Origin of the sequence: uncultured Draconibacterium sp. (assembly GCF_913060805.1) — a bacterium.
In the GTDB taxonomy this organism is placed as follows: Bacteria; Bacteroidota; Bacteroidia; order Bacteroidales; family Prolixibacteraceae; genus Draconibacterium.
The window spans coordinates 44,477-67,489 of the sequence record NZ_CAJXTC010000003.1; the positions used below are offsets into that span (position 1 = coordinate 44,477).

Below are 23,013 nucleotides of genomic sequence, written 5' to 3' on the forward strand. Positions count from 1 at the left end.
CTAACATTAAAACCAGTGGTAATGAGCATGCGATTTTATTTGTTCCTCATCGTAATTATTTCTTTTCTTCAGGGATGTCAACCTCAAAGTTCAGTATTGAAAATTGAGAATCCGCTGCCGGTAGAGTTTGGCGATCCATATATTCTGAAAGCGTCAGACGGAATGTATTACATGATTGGAACCGGTGGAGTAAAAGACGGCTTTAAAATGTATTCATCTACCGATTTACAAAACTGGAAGGACGAAGGCCGCATTTATCAGGGGAACACTAACGACTCGTGGAATATTGCCAATTTTTGGGCTCCGGAGTTGTATGAAAAAGATGGTAAGTTTTATCTGCTTTTTAGTGCCGATTGGCGTGAAAATCCAACCAACGAATTAGAAAATTTCCGAATTGGAGTCGCCGTCGCCGATAATCCAACCGGGCCATATTCCGATTTGATGGATCGCCCGATTTTTGACCCGGGATACCCGGTAATTGATGGAAACCTATGGTTTGAAGACGGAAAGACATATCTCTACTATTCACGTTGTTGCTACAAAAATCCAGTTGAAAGTGAAGTGGCCGATTGGGCTCGCGAACAAGGACTTTTCGACGAGATTGAAGAGAGTTGGGTATATGGCGTTGAAATTGAAAACGATTTTTCGGGAATAATCGGCGAGCCGAAATTATTGCTGCGTCCTCCGGTAAAAATGGATGATCAGCAAGCAGAATGGGAAAGCCGCTCGGTAACTTCAGGCGAGGTAAACCGCCGCTGGACGGAAGGTTCATACATTATTAAAAATGAAGATACCTATTACATGATGTACTCTGCCAACTATTTTGGCGGAAAGAATTATGCTGTTGGTTATGCAACTTCTCAATCTCCACTCGGGCCTTTTAAAAAGGCAGATAATAATCCTGTTTTACAGAAAAATGTAGAACAGGGCGGGGTGGTAACCGGTACTGGTCATAATTCAATAACGCTGGCACCTGATGGGAAAACCATGCTTTGTATTTATCACGGACGAACTTCAGAAACAGGTGATGAACGTGTTGTTTTTATCGATCCGATGGAAATAACCGCCGATGGGAAACTTGTTGTGCACGGTCCTACTACCAAATACGATAAATGATCTGAATAGAACTAAATCAAAACATACAAAATGAACCAATTAAAACTATTTATAACTGTGCTGCTGTTTGGCTGTTTTTTAATGGCTTGCAATCCGAAAAAGTATACCGAAAATTTAATATGCGGAGTGTTAAAAGAATCCGATTTTAAAACAACCATTAACGAAAAAGAAACCGGTTTGTACGAGTTGAAAAACGGAGATCTTACAATGGCTTTAACTAATTATGGAGGCCGCATCGTAAGTCTGTTGGTACCCGGAAAAAATGGAGAGACAGCTGATGTTGTGCTGGGTTTTCCATCAATTGATGCCTACCTGAATGCCAACGAAGTATTTCACGGGGCATTGATCGGTCGTGTAGGAAACCGAATTGCAAAAGGTAAATTCACCTTAAATAATATTGAGTATACTTTGCCTATTAATAACGATCCTAATCATTTACACGGCGGCCCCGGAGGATTTCATAATGTGGTTTGGGATGTGAAATCGGTTAACGATACTTCCATTGTTCTCAGTTATCTGTCTAAAAATGGAGAAATGGGCTACTCCGGAAATTTAAGTGTGGAAGTTACTTATCAGCTGACACCCGAAAACGAAGTGCAAATCGAATACATAGCAACTACAGATCAAAGTACTCCGGTGAATTTAACCAATCACGCTTTCTTCAACTTAAAAGGAGAAGCTAACGGAACGATAAATGATCACCTGTTAACGATCAATGCCGATAAGTTTACTGCAGTAGATTCAACTTTAATTCCGCTGGGAGAAAATGTTTCGGTTGAAGGAACGCCATTCGATTTCAGAAAAGCAAAAGCCATTGGTGCTGATTTGGCATTACAAAGCGAAAACGAACAGTTGCAAAATGGTTTGGGCTACGATCATAATTTTGCACTCAATAAAGCAGAGGCTGGCAAAATGACTTTGGCGGCAACCGTTGTTGAACCGGCAAGCGGAAGGAAAATGGAGGTCTTCACAAAAGAGCCGGGAATACAGTTTTATGGCGGAAACTTTATGGATGGCGCGGATACCGGTAAATATGGAAAGTCGTTTGATTTTCGTGAATCGTTTGCATTGGAAACACAACATTTTCCTGATTCGCCAAATCAGTCTGCTTTTCCGTCAATTATTTTAAACCCGGGAGAGACTTATTCAACAACGAGTATTTATAAGTTTAGTGTAATAACGGATTAACTAAAAATTGTAGATGCGCAGTTATTTATTGTAAATTGCGTATAAATCATTAACCGATTTGAGCATGCTTAAACCAACTAAAATATGCCGCTTTTTAATGGCTGTATTATTTATTGCAGTACTTGTAAAAACCGGTGACGCACAAAATTACCAGGTAAAACCTGTACCTTTTAATCAGGTAACAATTAACGATAGTTTTTGGGCTCCTCGATTAGCTTCTCATGCAAATACTACCCTCGAAACCTGTATTGCGCAAATGCAGGACTCAACCGAGCGCATTAACAACTTTGCCCGCGCTGCCGGAGTTATGGAGGGACAGCATGAGGGGATTTATTTTGATGATTCGGATGTTTACAAGGCGATGGAAGGTATTGCCTATTCCCTGATTAACAATCCAAATCCGGAAAGGGAAGCTTTGCTGGATAATTGGATCAAACTGATTGCCGGTGCGCAGCAAGAAGATGGTTACCTGAATACTTTCTATACCCTGAATCATCCTGATGAGAGGTGGACTGATATGGAAAAGCACGAAATGTATTGTGGCGGACACATGATTGAAGCAGCCGTAGCTCATCATAAAGCAACCGGTAAAGAAACATTTTTGAATGTTGCCATAAATTTTGCCGATTATCTGGACGAAAATTTTGGCCCCGGCAAAAAACATTGGGTGGCCGGGCATCAGGAGATCGAACTGGCACTGGTAAAACTCTATCACGAAACAAACGATAAAAAATACCTCGATCTGGCTTATTGGTTATTGGAAGAGAGAGGCCATGGGCACGGACACGGCGAAATTTGGGATAAGGAACACTGGGGGGCAGCTTATTGCCAGGATGATGTGCCGGTTTCAGAGATTAGTGAAATAAAAGGACACGCCGTTCGGGCTATGTATTTATTTACCGGAATGGCTGATGTTGCAGCAGAAAAAGAACTGCCCGAATATGTTTCCGCATTGGAGCGGGTTTGGCACGATGTGGTTGATCGAAATATGTACATTACCGGTGGTATTGGCAGCTCAGGATCTAACGAGGGCTTTTCGAAAGATTACGATCTGCCCAACAAAACGGCTTACTGCGAAACCTGCGCTTCCATAGGAATGGTATTGTGGAATAACCGCATGAACCTGTTTTCGAAAGATGCCGGCTACATTGATGTGATGGAACGATCGATGTATAACGGTGTCCTTTCAGGAGTGTCGCTTGATGGCGATTTGTTCTACTACGTTAATCCATTGGAATCGGATGGTGATCATCATCGTCAGCGTTGGTTTGGATGTGCTTGCTGCCCGAGCAATATTTCGCGTTTTATTCCTTCGGTGGGAAGTTATATCTACCTGACATCTGAAGAAGAGGTATTTGTAAATCTGTATATTGGAAGTCAGGCTCAATTTGAAGTGGGAGGGCAGAAGCTTACCCTTGTTCAAACTACAAATTACCCCTGGGAGGGAGAAGTGGAATTTACGGTAAATCCGGAGTCTTCGGCTTCATTCGCTTTAAATCTGAGGATTCCCGGATGGTGTAACCAATACGAACTTTGGGTAAACGATGAACGAATAAGTGGTCAACAGGAAAAAAACGGGTATGCGCAACTGGTTCGTACCTGGACTAAAGGCGATAAAATTAGACTGAAAATGGCGATGCCGGTTGAACTGGTGGCTTCCCATCCCAAAGTTGAAGAAAATATTGGAAAAAGAGCCGTTCAACGTGGTCCGTTAGTATACTGTCTGGAACAAACCGACAACAAACAGCTTAATCTGGACGAAGTTGCAATTGCTGAAACAACAGCCTTTTCTATTTCCGATACCGATAGAAAATTGAAAGGAATGAAGGCAGTAAAAGCTGTAACAAATAGTCAAGCATTAACTTTTGTACCTTATTTCTCGTGGGATAATCGCGATCCGGGGAAAATGAAGGTGTGGATTGATTATAACGAATAAATGTTAAGCCGATGAAGAACACGATACTCATAATAGCAGTAATGTTCCTTTTTACTTTTTGCGCTCAGCCTGAAAAGAAAAAGGAAACAGCTTACTATCAAAATCCCGTTATCGGCGGCGATTTTCCCGATCCATCCATTATTCGGGTAGGAGACACGTATTATGCCGCAGGTACCAGTTGCGATTTTGCGCCAAACTACCCTCTTTTCGAGTCAAAAGACCTGATAAACTGGAAACGTATTGGATCGGTTTTTAATGAGCCGCCAGCCTGGACTGCCGACGATTTTTGGGCACCGGAGTTGTTTTATCACAACGGAACCTTCTTTGTTTATTACACCACAAAACGAAAAGACAACCGGATCGCCTGTATTGGAGTAGCTACCACAAAAGATATCAGCAAAGGATTTACCGATCATGGAATTCTTATTGAATGGGGTGAAGAAGCCATTGATGCATTTGTTTTTCAGGATGATGATGAAAAGCTTTACATTACCTGGAAAGCTTACGGGCTAACTCCGGGGCGCGATATTGAAATACTGTGTTCGGAGTTAAGCGATGACGGGATGCAGCTTGTGGGCGATCACTTCACGCTCACCGATTTCTCGAAAGGCTGGCAGGGAGCCGGCGATGAAGGCCAATGTATTGTAAAACGTAACGGTTGGTACTACATGTTTTATTCGGTAGGAGGCTGTTGTGATAACCGCTGCGATTACCGGGTACGGGTGGCTCGCTCGAAAAATCTTAGGGATGGATGGGAACAATTTCCTGAACCCATTTTGCAGGGTGGCGATGAGTGGCGCTGCACCGGCCACGGAACCTTGGTAACCGCTCCCGATAACCGGTATTTTTACATGTACCATTCGTACAATGCTACCGATTTTGAATACATTGGTAGGCAAGGTATGTTGGGCGAAGTGCTTTGGAACGATGAAACCGGATGGCCTTATTTCAAAAACAGCACCCCGGCACTGAAAGCTGAAGTGCCTTTTGAAAATACCCACCAGGTAATCGATAGTGTTTTTATTGATGATTTTTCCGACGACAAGAATCTCGAATTTTGGTCGTGGGAAGTTAATCATACAAAGCCCGGAATAGAAGTTGAAAATGGGCAGTTAGTACTGACGGCCACCGAAGCAGGTGTTGGTTTTGTAGGATTACGTCCAAAATCTGGTAACTATCAACTGAGCTCAGAAATTATTCAAAACGAAGAGAAAAGTGGTATTGGGATATACAGTAATCGCCAGAATATGATTGCGCTGGTTGTAAACCGTCATCAGCTGGAATTATTTCAGGTAAACAATGGAGAGAAAGAAGTCCTGGCAACAACAGAGCTTGAAAATGCGGGGTCGGTATACCTAAAATATGAAGCTACAAATGCAAGGCATTTTCAGTTTTTTTGGTCGCTCGATGGAAAAGAATGGATACCGGTTGAAACAGCCTCGGGTCTTCAGGTTGATGGATCGTTTATTGCCCAGTGGGGTTATGCTCCGCGCGTCGGTTTTATATTTGGAGAGGATTCCGGAAGTTCTTTTGCTTACAACGAAATAAGGGTGAAATACAACTAATCTGATATAAAATGAAGTTAAGAGGTTTTTCATTTTTCATATTGCTTATCGGCCTAAGCATTTTTTCGGTGGATGCGTTTGCCCAAACAGCCGGGAGGCGAATGTTTTTCTCCGACTTCACCAATGGAACAGTCATCTTTAAAGGTGGCACAAAAACAGCTGCATTACTCAATTACGATACGTTCGAGGAGCAAATGATCTTTAAAAATGGCAATGAAATTATGGCACTCGCATCTCCCGAATTAATTTCTTCCATTGAAATAAATGATCACACTTTCGAGTGGCTTGAAGGCGATGTTTTTCTTGAAAAAATAGATACTGCAACAGTAATTATCTATAAAAGAAACCGCAATCAGCTAATGTCGAAAGGCAAAGGCACTGCCTTTGGCGGAGTTTCAAACACTTCGTCGGTACAGCCGGTTAATAATTTGCCACGCGGGTACGACAAGCAGGGAACAGAATTGAGTGTAAATGAAGATTTCGATCTGATGTCGGATAATCTGTTTTACACCAAAGAAAAGACAGGCTTCAGAAGTTTAGCTTCTCCAAAACAATTCTGTAAAACTTTTGGTGGCGACAAAAAGGAAGTGACAAAATATATCCAGACCGAAAAATTGAATTTGCAGAACGTGAACGACGTTATAAAAGTTATTGAGTATTGTAAGAATAATCAGTAATTGAAATAGGAATAAATTAAAGAAAACGAAATAGCATGAATACAAGATTAAGATTTTCAATCGTGTTTTTGGGGCTCATACTTTTAAGCCTGTCAACATTTGCCCAGAAAAGAACCGGCAACAATCACAACCCGGTTTTTGAAGGATGGTACGCCGATCCGGAAGGAATCGTTTTTGGTGATGAATATTGGATTTTTCCAACGTATTCAGCGCCTTATGATGAGCAGGTATTTTTAGATGCATTCTCATCGAAGGATTTGGTGACCTGGGAAAAGCACGAACGCATCATTGATACCGATGAGGTAAAGTGGGCAAAAAGAGCCATGTGGGCACCGGCAATCATAGAAAAAGACGGAAAGTACTTCCTGTTTTTTGCTGCCAACGATATTCAAAGTGATGAGGAAGTTGGCGGAATCGGAGTGGGAATTGCAGATACTCCGGGAGGTCCGTACAAAGACTACCTCGGAAAACCGCTAATCGACAAATTTTACAACGGAGCGCAGCCCATCGACCAGTTTGTATTTCACGATAAAGATGGTCAGTATTATATGTTTTATGGTGGATGGCGTCATTGCAACATCGCAAAAATGAAAGATGATTTTACGGGATTTGTTCCTTTTGAAGATGGTGAAACTTTCAAAGAAGTTACGCCCGAAGGTTATGTAGAAGGTCCGTTTATGTTTATCCGCAACGGCAAGTATTATTTTATGTGGAGCGAAGGGGGCTGGACCGGCCCCGATTACAGTGTGGCATATGCCATTGCCGACTCGCCTTTCGGACCATTTAAACGTATTGGAAAGATTCTGAAGCAAGATCCAAATGTGGCTACCGGTGCCGGACACCACTCGGTAATTCACGTTCCCGGAACCGACGAATATTACATTGTTTATCATCGCCGGCCATTAAGCGAAACCGATGGAAACCACCGCGAAACCTGTATCGACCGAATGTATTTTGATGAAAATGGTCTGATAAAACCGGTGAAAATTACTTTCGAAGGTGTGCAGGCCCGGCCTTTAAATTAAACCTAAAATAATCAGAACTTAAACCAATGAGACAAATTGTAGTACTTTGCCTTGGCATCATTTTAATTTCTTTTTCAACTGTTGGAAAAGATAAAAGAAACAGCCATTATATTAGCAATCAGGCACCTCTGGTGAATCAGCCTTATACCGCATTGCCATTGGGAGCTGTAAAAGCAGAAGGTTTTTTACACGAAATGTTAAAACTTCAGCGTGATGGATTAACCGGTCACCTCGATAGCATTTATGAAGTTGTTTGCGGCGATAACAATGGTTGGCTTGGTGGAACCGGCGATGGTTGGGAGCGCGGGCCATACTGGATTGATGGACTTGTGCCACTCGCTTACCTGCTGGACGACGAAGAACTAAAAGCAAAAGCCCAGAAATGGATTGATTGGAGTATCGATAATCAGCAGGAAGATGGTTATTTCGGGCCGCGACCATTAGCCGAAGGATATGAGCATATTCCCGGCACGCAGCAAGATATGCGTAACGACTGGTGGCCAAAGATGGTGATGCTGAAAGTATTGCAGCAATATTATATGGCGACGGGTGACGAGCGCGTGATCACTTTAATGACCAACTATTTTAAGTACCAGTTAAAAATGCTTCCTGAAAACGAGTTGGGCTATGTAACTTATTGGGCCAATCGCAGGGGAGGCGACAACCTTGCAGTGGTTTACTGGCTTTACAATATTACCGGCGATAAATTTTTGCTTGAACTTGCGGAAGTCATTCACGAACAAACTTTTGACTGGACAAATGTGTTTGCCGGAGACATGATTAGAAAATTGAATCCGTTGCCCGATTTACATTGTGTAAATGTGGCACAGGGATTAAAGGAACCTATCATTTATTATCAGCAACATCCTGAAGAGAAATATCTTGAGTCTGTTAAAAAGGGATTGGAGTCGTTAAAAGATGTGCATGGTTTTGTAAATGGCATGTATGGTGGCGATGAGCGTCTGCACGGTAATGATCCTACACAAGGTTCGGAGCTCTGTTCGGCAGTTGAAATGATGTTTTGTTTCGAAAATATTATTCCAATTACTGGTGATGTTTATTATGCCGATTACCTGGAGAAAATTGCCTACAACGTGCTGCCAACCCAAAGTACCGATGATTACATGCGCAAACAATACTTTCAGCAGGCGAACCAAATTAAGGTTTCTGATGATGAACGAAACTTTTTTAACGACCGCGAAGGACGAAATGTATTTGGAACCACAACCGGTTACCCATGTTGTTTGACAAACATGCATCAGGGATGGCCAAAATTTGTGCAAAGCACGTGGTTTGCAACTGCAGATAATGGTTTGGCAGCATTGGTTTATGGGCCAACTTCGGTTACTGCAATGGTTGGTAATGGCGAAGAAGTGACCATTACAGAAGAAACCGGTTACCCGTTTAAAGAGCAAATTCAGTTTACTGTTGAATGCGATAATGCAGTAAAATTTCCATTTCATCTGCGAATTCCGGAGTGGTGCAAATCATTCACATTAAAAGTAAACAACACGACTCAGCAGGTTGAAGCACAAAATGGAATCGTAATTCTTGATCGTGAGTGGAATTCGGGCGACAAAGTTGAGTTGAATCTAGGGATGGATTTCAGGTACAGTTACTGGCACGAAATGTCTATGGGAGTTGAGCGCGGCCCACTGGTTTATGCGTTGAAAATTGATGAAGAGTGGCGCGAAGTAACAAACGATAAATACGATGATACTTTTTGGGAAGTGTTGCCAAAATCGCCGTGGAATTATGCGTTGCTTAAAAGTGAGATCGATGCAAATAAGTTCAATGTTGAAGTGAGTGACGAAATAGCTAAAAATCCGTGGAATCTAGAAAATGCACCAATCATTGTGAAAACAAAAGGCAAGCGTCTGCCGATCTGGACAGAGGATCGTAATATGGCCGGAAAAACACCTTCGCCATCGTGGCCATACAGGATTGTTGAGGAAAATGAAGAAGAAATTACTTTAATTCCTTATGGCTGCACAACATTGAGAATTTCGGAATTCCCTGTGAGTGAGTAAAGCGAAAATTTCCCAATCACTTGGAGTGAGGCATTTTGAAATGAATTTAAACAGGTGTAATCTCGCTAAGAAGTAGTTATGACAATAGATAAATCAAGAATGATACCTCAAATTGTGTTTTCAGTAATTTTTCTGATGACGACGTTCGTCGTTGCAGCCCAGCCTGAAATGTATTACGGAGATACTTCGCGTTTGGGAAGACCTTTTTCGAAGGATCCCCATGTTATTCGCTTTGATGGAAGATATTTAATGTATACAAGTGCTCCACCTTCAGAAACCGAAGAGAATGATATGCAAGGGTGGGGAATAGGAGTAGCCGAAAGCACCGATCTTATCAACTGGCAAAAAATTGCCGATGTACCTCCTTCGGGAGAACTGGAAGCAAAAGGAATATGTGCTCCATGTGCTCTGGTAGTTAGCGATACTGTTCATCTTTTCTACCAAACCTATGGCAATTGGAGAAACGATGCCATTTGCCATGCCTGGTCTACTGACGGAATTCATTTTACTCGCAATACAACAAATCCAATTTTTCATCCAACGGGAGAATGGACCAGTGGCCGTGCTATTGATGCGGAAGTCTATTTACTTAATAATCAATATTATCTGTATTTCGCTACGCGCGATCCCGACATGCGAACACAGATGATGGGCGTAGCAGTTTCTCCGCTTGATGGGGATTTTAAACGTGAAAGTTGGATGCAGAAGTGTGATAAACCAATACTGGCCCCGGAATTTCCGTGGGAAGGATTGTGTACTGAAGGAGCTTCAATTATCAAAAAAGATGACTGGCTGTATATGTTTTATGCCGGAGCTTACAACAACAAACCTCAGCAGGTTGGAGTTGCAAGGAGCCGTGACGGACTGACGTGGGAAAAATTATCAAATAAACCTTTTCTTACTAATGGCGATCCCGGAACGTGGAATTCAAGCGAGTCGGGGCATCCGCATATTTTTGAAGACCAGGATGGAAAGACTTATTTGTTTTTTCAGGGAAATAATGATAACGGAAATACCTGGTTTATCTCAAAAGTAGAAATAGGCTGGAATGATAGCGGACCTTATCTTAAATGAATTTTTAAACCAACTAATATTTTTGAAATGAAACAAAGTTTTATTGTTCTGATTTTTGCGTTGAGCGCATTAACGAGTGTCGCCCAGTGGAAGCCGGCGGGCGACAAAATTAAAACCCAATGGGCTGAAAAAATTGATGTAAATAATGTGTTGCCGGAATATCCGCGGCCAATTATGGAGCGTGCCGACTGGCAAAATTTGAATGGTTTGTGGAATTACGCCATAACCGATGCCGGACAATCGCAGCCTGCAGAATTTGACGGAGAAATTCTGGTACCTTTTGCAGTTGAGTCAAGTTTGTCGGGTGTTCAGAAAACAGTTGGCGAAACAAAAGAATTGTGGTACCAACGCACTTTTACTGTGCCTTCGTCGTGGAAGGGTAAAAAAGTATTGCTGCATTTTGGTGCCGTTGATTGGAAAGCTGAGGTTTGGATTAACGACATAAAAATAGGATCACACAAAGGTGGCTACGATGCCTTTTTGTTTGATGTAACACCATTTATAACCAAGTCGGGCGAGCAAAACCTGGTGGTAAAAGTTTGGGATCCATCGGACAGAGGTTACCAGCCTCGCGGAAAACAGGTGAGTCGTCCTGAGGGAATTTGGTACACTCCGGTTACCGGAATCTGGCAAACCGTTTGGCTCGAGCCAGTAAACGAAAAACATATTACCGATGTTGTTGCTATTCCAAATATCGACAACGCAAGTTTAAAAGTTGATGCTTCAGTTTGTGGTGCAACTTTTGGCGATGTTTACGAAGCAGTTCTGAAAGATGGAAATAATGTCGTTTCAAGTGGAAAAGCTGTTGCCGGACAGTCTGTAGAGCTGGCGGTTCCAAATGCCAAATTATGGAGTCCCGAATCGCCATTTTTATACGACTTGGAAGTAAAACTTATCAGCGACGGAAAAACTGTTGACGCCGTTGAAAGTTACACTGCAATGCGTAAAGTTTCAAGCAAACGCGATGAAAACGGAATTGTACGCCTGCAATTGAATAACGAAGATTATTTCCAGTTTGGCCCGCTCGATCAAGGCTGGTGGCCTGATGGATTATACACTGCTCCAACGGATGAGGCTTTGAAATATGATATTCAAAAAACCAAGGATTTTGGATTTAACATGATTCGTAAACACGTAAAAGTAGAACCTGCCCGTTGGTATACTCATTGCGATGAGTTGGGGATTTTAGTGTGGCAGGATATGCCAAATGGTGACCGTTCGCCACGCTGGCAAAACCACCAGTATTTCGATGGAACAGAGAACAAACGATCTCCCGAATCGGAAGCTAATTATCGTACTGAGTGGCAAGAGATTATGAATGAACACATGTCGTACCCGTCGGTAGTTTGCTGGGTACCGTTTAACGAAGCCTGGGGACAGTTTAAAACCGAAGAGATTGTGGAGTGGACAAAAGCGCATGATCCAAGTCGTTTGGTAAATCCGGCAAGTGGCGGAAATCATTACCGTGTTGGCGATATGTTAGACCTGCACAATTATCCCGGTCCGGAAATGTACCTGTACGACGGAAGCCGGGCGACTGTATTAGGCGAATATGGTGGAATCGGTTTGGCACTTGAAGATCACTTATGGATGACCGACAGAAACTGGGGTTACGTTCAGTTCAAAAATTCAAAAGAAACGACAGACAAATACATTGAATATGCCGAGGAACTCTACAAAATGGCAAAGACTGGTTTTTCTGCTGCAGTTTACACACAAACCACCGATGTGGAGGGCGAAGTAAACGGATTAATGACCTACGACAGAAAGGTGATTAAACTGGATGAAAATCGTGTTCGTGAGATCAACCAGAAGGTTTGCAAGGTTTTAAATGAATAGTTTTTATAGGTTCAGATTTCGAATAGAATGGAATAGTCGATTCGTTTTAGTTAGAAATCAATTTGATTTGGTTGGAATCTTCGGGATTTATTTCCGAAGATTCTTTTGGTATACTTTAAATTCATAAAATGAGATATATAAAATGGATTTATGTGCTCGCGCCGATTTTATTGCTGGGATGTCAACAAGATAATAGTTCGGATAATTTAGCACGTGCAGAAAAAAGTCTGACTCAAATTCTTGACCGCTACCCGGCAGGACGGAATAATCTTTTCAACGAGTATTATCCATACAAACACGAAGATCAGGCCACTTATCTGGCTGAAACCGATAGTGTAAAAGAGAACCGTGTTGCGTATTTATGGCCAACATCAGGTATGTTTTCTGCAGTAAGCGCTTTGTTGCATGCAACAGAAAATGAGGATTATCTTAGTTTGTTGCAACAAAAAATTCTTCCCGGTCTTGAAAATTATTTTGATGCTACCCGTTCCCCGGCTTGCTATCAATCATATGTCAGTAACGATGGTCACAGCGATCGGTTTTACGATGATAACATCTGGCTGGCAATTGATTTTTGCGATTTGTATCGAATGACTGGTGATGAAGATTATTTGAAAAGTTCTGAGCAACTCTGGGATTTTGTAATGAGCGGTTGGGACGAAAAATTGGGAGGTGGCATTTATTGGTGCGAACAAAAAAAGCGATCAAAAAATACCTGTTCAAATGCTCCGGCTTCGGTTCTGGCATTAAAACTTTTCGAGGCAACAAATGATAGCAGCTATTTAAAGCAGGGAGTTGAAATATACGAATGGACGCAAGGTAATTTGCAGGACAAAAGTGATTTTCTGTATTTCGATAATATTGGTCTCAACGGAAAGGTAGACCGTAGGAAATTCACCTATAATAGTGGTCAGATGTTGCAGGCCTCGGCTTTGCTTTATAAGCACACAAATGACAAAAAATATTTAATTGAAGCCCAAAATATTGCAGCTTCGGCAATCAGTTATTTTACAAAGGATTTTACCACAGAAAGTGGCCAAATAATTCGATTGTTCAAGAACACCGATAACTGGTTTAATGCGGTACTTTTTCGTGGTTACATCGAACTTTATTTACTGGATAAAAATCCGGAATATCTTAACATTTTTCAACAAAATATGAATCAGATCTGGACTGCGGCAAGAGATGAGAACGGATTATTCAGTAAAGACTGGAGTGGTAAAAATGAAGATGAATACAAATGGTTGCTTGATCAGGCCAGCTTGGTGGAAATTTGGGCTAATTTAGCGGCTACATTATAATTTAAATCAACATGAACAATAGAAGAGAATTTATTAAAACAGGAGTTCTTGCAACCGGAGGTTTGGCATTGGTTGGAGGAAAAACTGCCTGGGCGATGTCAGGATCGACATACGTGACTAATCGCCCGGCAGCAGGCGAACGTAATTTTGTGTCGAAAGCTGTGGAAGAAACAATCGCAGCAGCAAAAGCAAAAATCAAAGATCCGAAACTGGCCTGGATGTTCGAAAACTGTTTCCCGAACACTTTGGATACGACAGTTGAGCACGGAACATTGAACGGCAAACCAGATACTTTTGTAATTACCGGTGATATTCATGCCATGTGGTTGCGCGATTCTACCGCACAAGTTTGGCCTTACATGCCGTTAGCCAATGAGGATGAGAAATTAAAAACTTTGCTTGCCGGAGTTGTTCATCGTCAAACGCAATGTGTTTTACTCGATAGTTATGCCAACGCTTTCAACAAAACAAAGGAAGAAGAAGTACACTGGATGAGCGATATGACGGATATGAAACCCGGTTTGCACGAGCGCAAATGGGAAATTGACTCCTTGTGTTATACCGTTCGTTTGGCCTATAATTATTGGAAAACTACCGGCGATAAAAGTGTATTTGATGCCGACTGGCAGAATGCAGCAGCTTTAATTGTAAAGACATTTAAAGAACAACAGCGCAAAGATGGCCTGGGACCTTATAAATTTCAGCGCGAAACACCTCAGCAATTAGATACGGTTGCCAATCATGGTTATGGTCGCCCACTTAAACCAGTTGGGCTGATCAACTCCACCTTCCGTCCATCGGATGATGCTACAACCTACGGCTTTTTAATTCCTTCAAATATTTTTGCAGTTGTATCCTTGAGACAGATGGCTGAAATCAGCAATGAAGTAACAGGTGATAAGGCGTTTGCAAAAGAATGTTTGGCGTTGTCAAAAGAAGTGGATGCGGCAATTAAGGAATATGCCATTGTTGACCATAAAAAATACGGTAAAGTTTATGCATTTGAGGCTGATGGTTTTGGCAACCATACTTTTATGGACGATGCCAATGTGCCAAGTTTACTGGCTTTGCCCTATCTCGGCTTGGTTGACAAGGAAGACAAAATTTACCAAAATACACGCAAGCTGGTTTGGAGCGAAGACAATCCATATTTCTTTAAAGGAAAAGCTGCCGAAGGAATTGGCGGTCCGCACGTGGGATACGATATGGTTTGGCCAATGAGTATTATTATGCGTGCGATGACGAGTTCGGATGACAAAGAGATTAGCTGGTGTATTAAAACATTACGCGATACGGATGCCGATACCGGTTTTATGCACGAAACTTTCCATAAAGATGATCCTGCGAACTTCACCCGATCGTGGTTTGCCTGGGCAAATACTTTGTTTGGCGAGTTGGTTTTAAAATTGATTAACGAAGGGAAAGAGAACCTGTTAGAAGTTTAATTTTCCATACAAAAACAGCAGTTAGAGATTCTCTGATCTCTAACTGCTGAAATAAAACTATGAATAAAATTATCTGTCTTTTCTTGCTGGCCTTGGCACTATTCTCCGGATGTAAATCTGATGAGAAGCCGAAAAAACCTAATATCGTAATCATCATGGCCGACGACCTGGGCTATTCGGATATTGGTTGTTACGGTGGCGAAATACAAACACCCAATTTGGATGGTTTGGCCGCAAACGGTGTGCGATTTACGCAGTTTCATAATGCGGCACGTTGTTGTCCAACACGTGCGTCGTTGCTAACCGGAAAATATCCACATCAGGTGGGACTTAATCTTAATGGGCAAACCCTTTCAAGAAATGCTGCAACCATTGCCGAGGTGCTAAAAGAAAATGGCTACCATACAGGAATGGCCGGGAAGTGGCATCTTTCTGAAACCAAAGGATTACCCAGTCATGAAGAGCAACTGTTGTGGCTTTCTCACCGCTTAGACAGCAGTATTTTTGCCCCACTTGAATCGTATCCGAGCAACCGTGGTTTTGAGGAACATTGGGGTGTAATTTGGGGAGTGGTTGATTATTTCGATCCGTTTAGTTTGGTGCACAACGAAGAAGCCATTGAAGAAGTTCCGGATGATTTTTATATGACAGATTTTGTTACCGACAAGTCGATCGACATGGTTGATGAATTCAGTAACGACAATAAACCTTTCTTTTTATATGTCGCCCACACAGCGCCACACTGGCCGTTGCATGCGTTGCCCGAAGACATTGCCAAATACAAAGGAGTTTACGATGAAGGCTGGGATGTTTTGCGTCAAAAACGTTATCAGGGATTGATCGAACAGGGCATTGTAGATCCGGAAAATGCTCCGTTGGCAAAAAACGAATCCGGCAAATTGTGGGCCGATTGCGAGCGAAAAGAGTGGGAAGCAAAACACATGGAAGCGCATGCAGCTATGGTCGATCGTCTGGATCAGGGAGTTGGCCGCTTAATTCAGAAACTTAAGGAAACAGGTGAGTACGACAATACTGTTATTCTTTTTCTTGCCGATAACGGAGCATCGCCCGAACGTGGTTACCCACCGGGTTTCGATCGTCCCGGACATAATCGGGAAGGTGAAGAAATTGTCTATGGAGATTTTGATCGTCCCGGAGATGAGCTAACCTGGGGATATTTGGGAGATGCATGGGCAGGCGCTATTAACGCACCTTTTCGTTACTGGAAAAAGGAATCGTACGAGGGCGGAAACTGTACGCCATTCATTGTTCATTGGCCGGCCGGTTTAAAAGGAAAAGAGAATACCATTAATCAGGGAGTAGGGCACGTAATTGATATTTTACCCACCTGTCTTGAGTTGGCAGAAGCCGATTACCCCTTAGTTGTGAACGGTTTGGAAACAACGCCGGTTGAGGGAAATTCCATCATCCCGCTTTTAAACGAGGAAATAACAACAACCCACGATACGCTTTTCTGGGAACACGAAGGTGGCAAAGCTTTACGCATTGGCGATTGGAAAATATCGGCACTGAGCAATGGAGATTGGGAATTATTTAATATGGCAAGCGATCGCACCGAAACCAATAATCTTGCCGAAGAAATGCCCGAAAAGGTGGAAGAAATGGTAGCTGTTTGGAAACAGGAATATAAACGAATATTTCCGTCGAAAGAATAATTCTCGCGATACTTTTTGTACCCGAATAGTTAAAGGTCTTAAGAAATTGTTCTTAAGTTTGTGATCAACTAAAACTAACTATTCCATTATGATATCGTATCAAACAATTCTGTCATTTCTGATTCTTTCAGTACTATTAATTTCGTGTAATTCAAAAGAAGAACAAACATCTACCTATTCTACACAACCAAATATTGTTATCATCTATCTCGATGATTTGGGCTATGGCGATGTAAGTGCTTATGGTGCTACCGAAATTCAAACGCCTAATATCGATCGTTTGGCAAGCGAAGGCGTAATGTTTACCGATGGGCATGCATCGTCGGCAACTTGTACTCCAAGTCGTTATGCACTGTTAACCGGCGTTTATCCATGGCGCAACAAGGATGCAAAGATTCTGCCAGGCACTGCGCCGCTGATCATTGATACTGCTCAGATAACCATTCCCAAAATGTTAAAAGAACAAGGTTATTACACCGGTGTTGTTGGTAAATGGCACTTGGGTTTGGGAACCGGTCATGTAAACTGGAATGAGCACGTTTCGCCCGGACCAAACGAAATTGGTTTCGACTATTCTTACATTATGGCAGCTACGCAAGACCGCGTACCAACTGTTTATCTTGAAAATGGTTTGGTTGACGGACTCGACCCCAATGACCCTATCGAGATTGATTATCAGAAAAACTTTGAAGGGGAACCAACAGGTCTTGATAATCCGGAGTTGACGACCATGGAATGGCACCACGGGCACAATAATTCAATTGTGAATGGAATTCCACGCATTGGTTTTATGAAAGGTGCCGAAAAGGCAAAATGGAGCGACATAAATATGGCAGATCATTTTCTGGAAAAGGCACAAAACTATGTGAAGCAACACAAAAACGAGCCTTTCTTTTTGTACTACGCACTGCAACAGCCACATGTTCCGCGTACTCCAAATCCGCGGTTTGTTGGAAAAACTGATTTGGGGCCGCGTGGCGATGTGATTGTAGAGGCCGACTGGTGTATCGGAGAATTTATGAAAACCCTGGAAGAAGAAGGAATTCTGGAAAATACATTGATTATATTCTCAAGCGACAACGGCCCCGTTTTGAATGACGGCTATTATGATGATGCTGTTGAACGAATTGGCGATCATGATCAAAATGGAGGATTACGAGGTGGCAAATACAGTTTGTTTGAAGCCGGTACGCGTGTTCCGTTCATCACGTATTGGAAAGGAAAGATCGAACCTATAAAATCAGATGCTTTGGTTTGTCAACTCGATATTCTGGCATCATTGGCAAAGCTAACAGGTGTTGAAGTAAGTTCAACCGACAGTCAGGATTTATTGGATGTGTTAACGGGAACATCGACAAAAGGACGGGAAGAGTTGGTTTTGGAAGCCTCAACGAGAACTGCATTTCGCAAAGAAAACTGGTTAATGATTCCGCCATACAACGGGCCTGCAGTGGCAGCGCATGTAAATATTGAATTGGGGAATTCACCAGAACTTCAGCTTTACGATTTGAGCAGCGATCTGGGACAACAAAAGAATCTTGCGAAGGATAATCCGGAAAAACTAAATGAAATGATCAGGGATTATAAGGAGATTGTAGGAGCTCAGAATTTGGAGGTGGAGGAGTTGGAATTGAAATAGGAGGTCTATAATTTCTACATCTTTGATCAAAATAAAAAAAGCAACAAACTAAATTAGATTGTTGCTTTTTTGCTGGGTGCCCAGAACAAGACTCGAACTTGCACGGGAAAATCCTCCCACAAGGCCCTCAACCTTGCGTGTCTACCAATTCCACCACCTGGGCATTAATTTTTTTGAACGTGCCTGCAAAACTATAAAATTTCTTTAAACCTTATTACTTCAATTTGTTTTTTTGCAGTTCCTCGCACTTTCCAGCCAATATTAATTATTGCGTTCGTATTGTTCTTCCAGTTCAACATTTTTAATTGTGCCATCAACAACGGTCACAGTGTAGCGCGATGTTTTTTTGACCTTAGGCGTAACCATCGGATCGAGAGCAAGTTTATGCTGGCTGATTTCAGTGCTTTCCAGCATTTCTATTTTTTGGAAAATATAAATGTCACCACTTTCCTTGTTAAAAACGGTTTGAGGTTTTCCCAATTCCGATTCTAACGACGACAACGGTTTGCCAACATATGTTTTTTGCAGATTTCGTTGCGAGCTGCACGACACCAAAATGACCAAAGCAACAATAAATAATAAAGCTCTCATGTACTTAATTTTGCCCAAAGAAAACCAGAAAAAATGAAATCCGCCGGCTTTTAATCCTATTTAACGTTTTTGGTGTTAAAAAACTGTTGTCTTATTGTTGAAACTTAACCGACTTGCCAATTAATATTTTTTATCTTTGCAGCGTGTTTTACAACATGTTCTTAAATTAATATTTCGCTGCAAAATGATCCAATTCTTTAAAACTCAAAGTAACAGTATTATCGCAGTTTATTCTGCACAGCCCTTGGGCGACGAAAATACCGAAAAATTGGTATGGCTATTTTCAGGAGCCGAAAGTTTAAAACCTCAGCAAATGGATGGCTGGTTTGTTGGCCCGCGTAAGGAAATGCTTACGCCGTGGAGTACCAACGCCGTTGAAATTACCCAGAATATGGGTATTGAAGGCATCCGCCGCATGGAGGAATTTTTCGAGGTAGAAAACGAAAAAGCAAAGTTCGATCCAATGCTTCAGGCAATCTATAAAGGGCTTGATCAGCAGATTTTTGCGATCGACAAAGAACCCGACCCGATTTTAAATATTGAAGATATTGCAGCGTACAACGAACAGGAAGGGTTGGCTTTAAGCGACGACGAGATTCAATACCTGAATTCGGTGTCGAAAGAAATGGGACGCCCGCTTACCGATGGTGAGGTTTATGGTTTTGCCCAGGTAAACTCGGAACATTGCCGCCACAAAATATTTAACGGAACCTTCATTATCGATGGAAAAGAGATGGAATCGTCGTTATTCCAAATGATTAAAAAAACATCGAAAGAGCATCCGAATAAAATTGTTTCAGCATACAAAGACAATTGTTCATTTGTACAAGGTCCGGTTGTTGAGCAGTTTGCTCCAAAAACACAAGACAAACCCGACTTTTTTGAAGTAAAAGATATTGAAACGGTTCTTTCTTTAAAGGCCGAAACACATAACTTCCCAACCACGGTTGAGCCATTTAACGGTGCAGCAACCGGTACGGGTGGTGAAATTCGCGACCGTATTGCCGGTGGAAAAGGAGCTTTGCCAATTGCAGGAACAGCAGTTTATATGACTTCTTACCCACGCACAGAATCGATGCGTTCGTGGGAGCAGGCAACCGAAGAACGCGAATGGTTGTATCAAACTCCGGAAGAAATTCTGATAAAAGCATCAAACGGTGCGAGCGATTTTGGTAACAAATTCGGTCAGCCGCTAATTACCGGTTCGTTACTTACTTTCGAGCATTTCGAAAACTTCGTGAAATACGGTTACGATAAAGTAATTATGCTTGCAGGAGGTATCGGTTTCGGAAATAAAAAAGACAGTCTGAAGGACGACCCTGAAAAAGGCGATAAAGTAGTTTTGCTTGGTGGCGATAACTACCGCATTGGAATGGGCGGTGGAGCTGTTTCGTCGGTTGCAACCGGTGAATTTGAAAACGCCATTGAGTTGAATGCTGTGCAACGTGCCAACCCTGAGATGCAAAAAAGAGCTTACAATGCCATCCGTGCATTGAGTGAAGCTGATGATAATCCAATCGTTTCCATTCACGACCACGGTGCAGGCGGTCACCTGAACTGTCTGTCGGAACTGGTTGAAACTACCGGTGGAAAAATCGATACATCGAAATTGCCTGTTGGCGATCCAACGCTTTCGCAGAAAGAAATTATTGGTAACGAGTCGCAGGAGAGAATGGGACTGGTTATGAAACCGGAACATGTTGAATTGCTTCGTAAAATTGCTGATCGCGAACGTGCACCGATTTACGAAATTGGTGAAACAACCGGCGACATGCAGTTTACTTTCGAGAACTCAACAACCGGCGAAAAATCGATCGACTGGCAGTTGGGTTACATGTTCGGAAATCCTCCGAAAACAATAATGGAAGATGAAACCATCGTTCCTGAGTTTGACGAATTAGAATACAACTGGGAAGAAATATATGACCTGGTAGAACAAACTATTCAGTTGGAGTCGGTAGCAAGCAAAGACTGGTTGACCAACAAGGTTGACCGTTCGGTAACTGGACGAATTGCCAAACAGCAATGTGCCGGCGAATTACAATTGCCATTAAATAACTGTGGTGTTATTACACTCGACTACCAGGGGAAAGCCGGTTTTGCAACTGCAATCGGTAATGCGCCGGTGGCTGCTCTTGTAGATGCTGAAAGAGGTTCGGTGCTATCAATTGCCGAATCGCTGACAAATATTATTTGGGCGCCAATGCCTGATAAAATCAAAAGTGTATCGTTGAGTGCCAACTGGATGTGGCCGGCTAAAAATCCGGGAGAAAATGCCCGAATTTACAATGCCGTAAAAGCTGCCAGCGATTTTGCCTGTGCCTTGGGAATCAATATCCCGACCGGTAAAGACTCGATGTCGATGACACAGAAATACAAAGACGATGTGGTATTGGCTCCGGGAACGGTAATCATTTCATCGTCGGGCGAAGTTACCGATGTGAAAAAAGTTGTTGAGCCTGTATTGGTGAACGACGAAAGTAAAGAGATTCTTTACATCGACCTGTCGTTTATGGAACGCGCATTGGGTGGAAGTGCTTTTGCACAGTCGATCAATAAACTGGGTAAAGTTGCTCCAACGGTTGTCGACCCTGCAAAATTTGTAACTGCATTTAATAAAGTTCAGGATCTTATCGAACAAGAACTTATTCTTGCCGGACACGATGTGGCTTCGGGAGGTTTGATCACTGCATTGTTGGAAATGTGTTTCGCCAATGTAAAAGGCGGAATGAAAATAGATGTTACTGCTTTCGAGGAAGAAGATCTGGCGAAAATATTATTGGCCGAGAACCCCGGAATTGTTATTCAGTGTGCTGATAACGACGAGGTGAAAAAGCAACTGACTGAGGCCGGTGTTGACTTCCTGTCGTTAGGTTTCCCGGTTCCTTACCGCAAAGTAAGAGTCGTGAACCGTACGGTTGAAGCCGATTTCGATATCAATACACTGCGCGATTTGTGGTTTAAAACGTCGTATTTGTTAGACCGTAAACAAAGTGGAGAAGAAAAAGCGCTAGAGCGTTACCAGAATTATAAAAATCAGGCTTTAAAATTCGATTTTAAAGATTTTACAGGAAAAGCTGCCGACTTGGGCATCGATCTGAAACGTCGCACTGCTTCGGGTGTAAAAGCTGCAATTATCCGTGAGAAAGGTGTTAACGGCGATCGCGAAATGGCATATGCGATGTACCTTGCCGGAATGGATGTGAAAGACGTTCACATGACCGACCTGATTGCAGGACGCGAAACACTGGAAGACGTAAACATGATCGTTTTCGTTGGTGGTTTCTCTAATTCCGATGTTCTTGGTTCGGCAAAAGGTTGGGCCGGAGCATTTAAATTCAACGAGAAAGCAAGAGTTGCATTGGAGAAATTCTACCAACGTGAAGATACGCTGAGTTTAGGTGTTTGTAACGGTTGCCAGGTAATGGTGGAGCTCGGCGTTGTTTATCCGGAGCACAGCATTCAGCCAAAAATGTTGCACAACGAATCGGGCAAATTCGAATCATCGTTCCTGAATGTTGATATCCAGGACAATAAATCGGTGATGTTGGAAAATATGGCCGGAATGAAACTGGGAATCTGGGTGGCACACGGCGAAGGTAAATTCTACCTGCCGTTTAACGAAGACCAGTACAATATTCCGATGAAATACAGCAACGAAGGTTATCCGGGTAATCCAAATGGATCGCACTTTAACGCTGCGTCGTTGTGTTCGGATAATGGTCGTCATTTGGTAATGATGCCTCACCTTGAGCGTGCTTTCAAACCGCACCTTTGGGCCAATTACCCTGCCGACAGAAAAGCCGATGAGGTTGCACCATGGATTCAGGCTTTTGTAAATGCCAAAAACTGGATTGAAGAGAGAACGAAATAGGAAAGTTTTGAGATACAAAAAAGCCGCTTCAATTATT

At 42.4% G+C, this 23,013-nt stretch carries 15 protein-coding genes and 1 tRNA gene; 14 read left to right on the forward strand and 2 right to left on the reverse strand.

The features are described from left to right. Window positions 1–21: 21 nt before the first annotated feature. The 13 genes from QZ576_RS02525 to QZ576_RS02585 all read left to right on the forward strand — a co-directional run bounded on the left by QZ576_RS02525 (window position 22) and on the right by QZ576_RS02585 (window position 18,511). The gene (locus tag QZ576_RS02525; protein ID WP_297093822.1) at window positions 22–1,116 is read left to right on the forward strand and encodes a glycoside hydrolase family 43 protein; all 1,095 of its coding nucleotides are present in this window, start codon (window positions 22–24) and stop codon (window positions 1,114–1,116) included. Between the two features lie 30 nt (window positions 1,117–1,146). Beyond that, entirely contained in the window at window positions 1,147–2,304 is a 1,158-nt protein-coding gene (locus QZ576_RS02530) for an aldose epimerase family protein (protein WP_297093823.1), read from the forward strand. A gap of 97 nt (window positions 2,305–2,401) precedes the next feature. Further along, complete coding sequence (locus QZ576_RS02535) at window positions 2,402–4,240, forward strand: glycoside hydrolase family 127 protein (RefSeq protein ID WP_297093824.1); 1,839 nt, start codon at window positions 2,402–2,404, stop codon at window positions 4,238–4,240. 11 nt (window positions 4,241–4,251) lie between these two features. Further along, complete coding sequence (locus tag QZ576_RS02540; protein ID WP_297093825.1) at window positions 4,252–5,805, forward strand: family 43 glycosylhydrolase; 1,554 nt, start codon at window positions 4,252–4,254, stop codon at window positions 5,803–5,805. Window positions 5,806–5,816: 11 nt separating this feature from the next. After that, window positions 5,817–6,482, forward strand: coding sequence for a hypothetical protein (locus QZ576_RS02545; RefSeq protein ID WP_297093826.1), 666 nt, complete (start codon window positions 5,817–5,819; stop codon window positions 6,480–6,482). Between the two features lie 35 nt (window positions 6,483–6,517). After that, window positions 6,518–7,507 carry a glycoside hydrolase family 43 protein gene (locus QZ576_RS02550; protein WP_297093827.1) on the forward strand — a complete coding sequence of 330 codons (990 nt, stop codon included), beginning with the start codon at window positions 6,518–6,520 and terminating at the stop codon, window positions 7,505–7,507. A 26-nt stretch (window positions 7,508–7,533) separates the two neighbouring features. Further along, the gene (locus tag QZ576_RS02555; RefSeq protein WP_297093828.1) at window positions 7,534–9,537 is read left to right on the forward strand and encodes a beta-L-arabinofuranosidase domain-containing protein; all 2,004 of its coding nucleotides are present in this window, start codon (window positions 7,534–7,536) and stop codon (window positions 9,535–9,537) included. A gap of 99 nt (window positions 9,538–9,636) precedes the next feature. Beyond that, on the forward strand, window positions 9,637–10,611 hold the full coding sequence (locus QZ576_RS02560) for a family 43 glycosylhydrolase (protein ID WP_297093829.1): 975 nt from the start codon (window positions 9,637–9,639) through the stop codon (window positions 10,609–10,611). Window positions 10,612–10,638: 27 nt separating this feature from the next. After that, window positions 10,639–12,450 carry a glycoside hydrolase family 2 protein gene (locus QZ576_RS02565; RefSeq protein WP_297093830.1) on the forward strand — a complete coding sequence of 604 codons (1,812 nt, stop codon included), beginning with the start codon at window positions 10,639–10,641 and terminating at the stop codon, window positions 12,448–12,450. A 128-nt stretch (window positions 12,451–12,578) separates the two neighbouring features. Beyond that, a complete protein-coding gene (locus QZ576_RS02570; RefSeq protein ID WP_297093831.1) occupies window positions 12,579–13,751 on the forward strand; it encodes a glycoside hydrolase family 76 protein in 1,173 nt (390 codons plus the stop codon). A gap of 11 nt (window positions 13,752–13,762) precedes the next feature. Beyond that, window positions 13,763–15,196 (forward strand): glycoside hydrolase family 125 protein, encoded by a 1,434-nt coding sequence (locus QZ576_RS02575; RefSeq protein WP_297093832.1) that lies wholly within the window; start codon window positions 13,763–13,765, stop codon window positions 15,194–15,196. 59 nt (window positions 15,197–15,255) lie between these two features. Further along, complete coding sequence (locus QZ576_RS02580) at window positions 15,256–16,872, forward strand: arylsulfatase (protein WP_297093833.1); 1,617 nt, start codon at window positions 15,256–15,258, stop codon at window positions 16,870–16,872. Between the two features lie 88 nt (window positions 16,873–16,960). Further along, entirely contained in the window at window positions 16,961–18,511 is a 1,551-nt protein-coding gene (locus QZ576_RS02585) for an arylsulfatase (RefSeq protein WP_297093834.1), read from the forward strand. A 77-nt stretch (window positions 18,512–18,588) separates the two neighbouring features. On the opposite strand, the gene QZ576_RS02590 is transcribed toward QZ576_RS02585, so the two are convergent. Together QZ576_RS02590 and QZ576_RS02595 are read right to left on the reverse strand one after the other, a co-directional pair. Beyond that, window positions 18,589–18,674: transfer RNA gene (locus QZ576_RS02590), tRNA-Leu, on the reverse strand. A gap of 98 nt (window positions 18,675–18,772) precedes the next feature. Continuing rightward, window positions 18,773–19,102: a hypothetical protein gene (locus QZ576_RS02595; protein ID WP_297093835.1), complete on the reverse strand. Its 330-nt coding sequence runs from the start codon at window positions 19,100–19,102 to the stop codon at window positions 18,773–18,775. A 184-nt stretch (window positions 19,103–19,286) separates the two neighbouring features. Here QZ576_RS02595 and purL point away from each other — a divergent pair, with 184 nt between their 5' ends. Further along, entirely contained in the window at window positions 19,287–22,976 is a 3,690-nt protein-coding gene (gene purL / locus QZ576_RS02600; RefSeq protein ID WP_297093836.1) for a phosphoribosylformylglycinamidine synthase, read from the forward strand. Window positions 22,977–23,013: the final 37 nt, after the last annotated feature.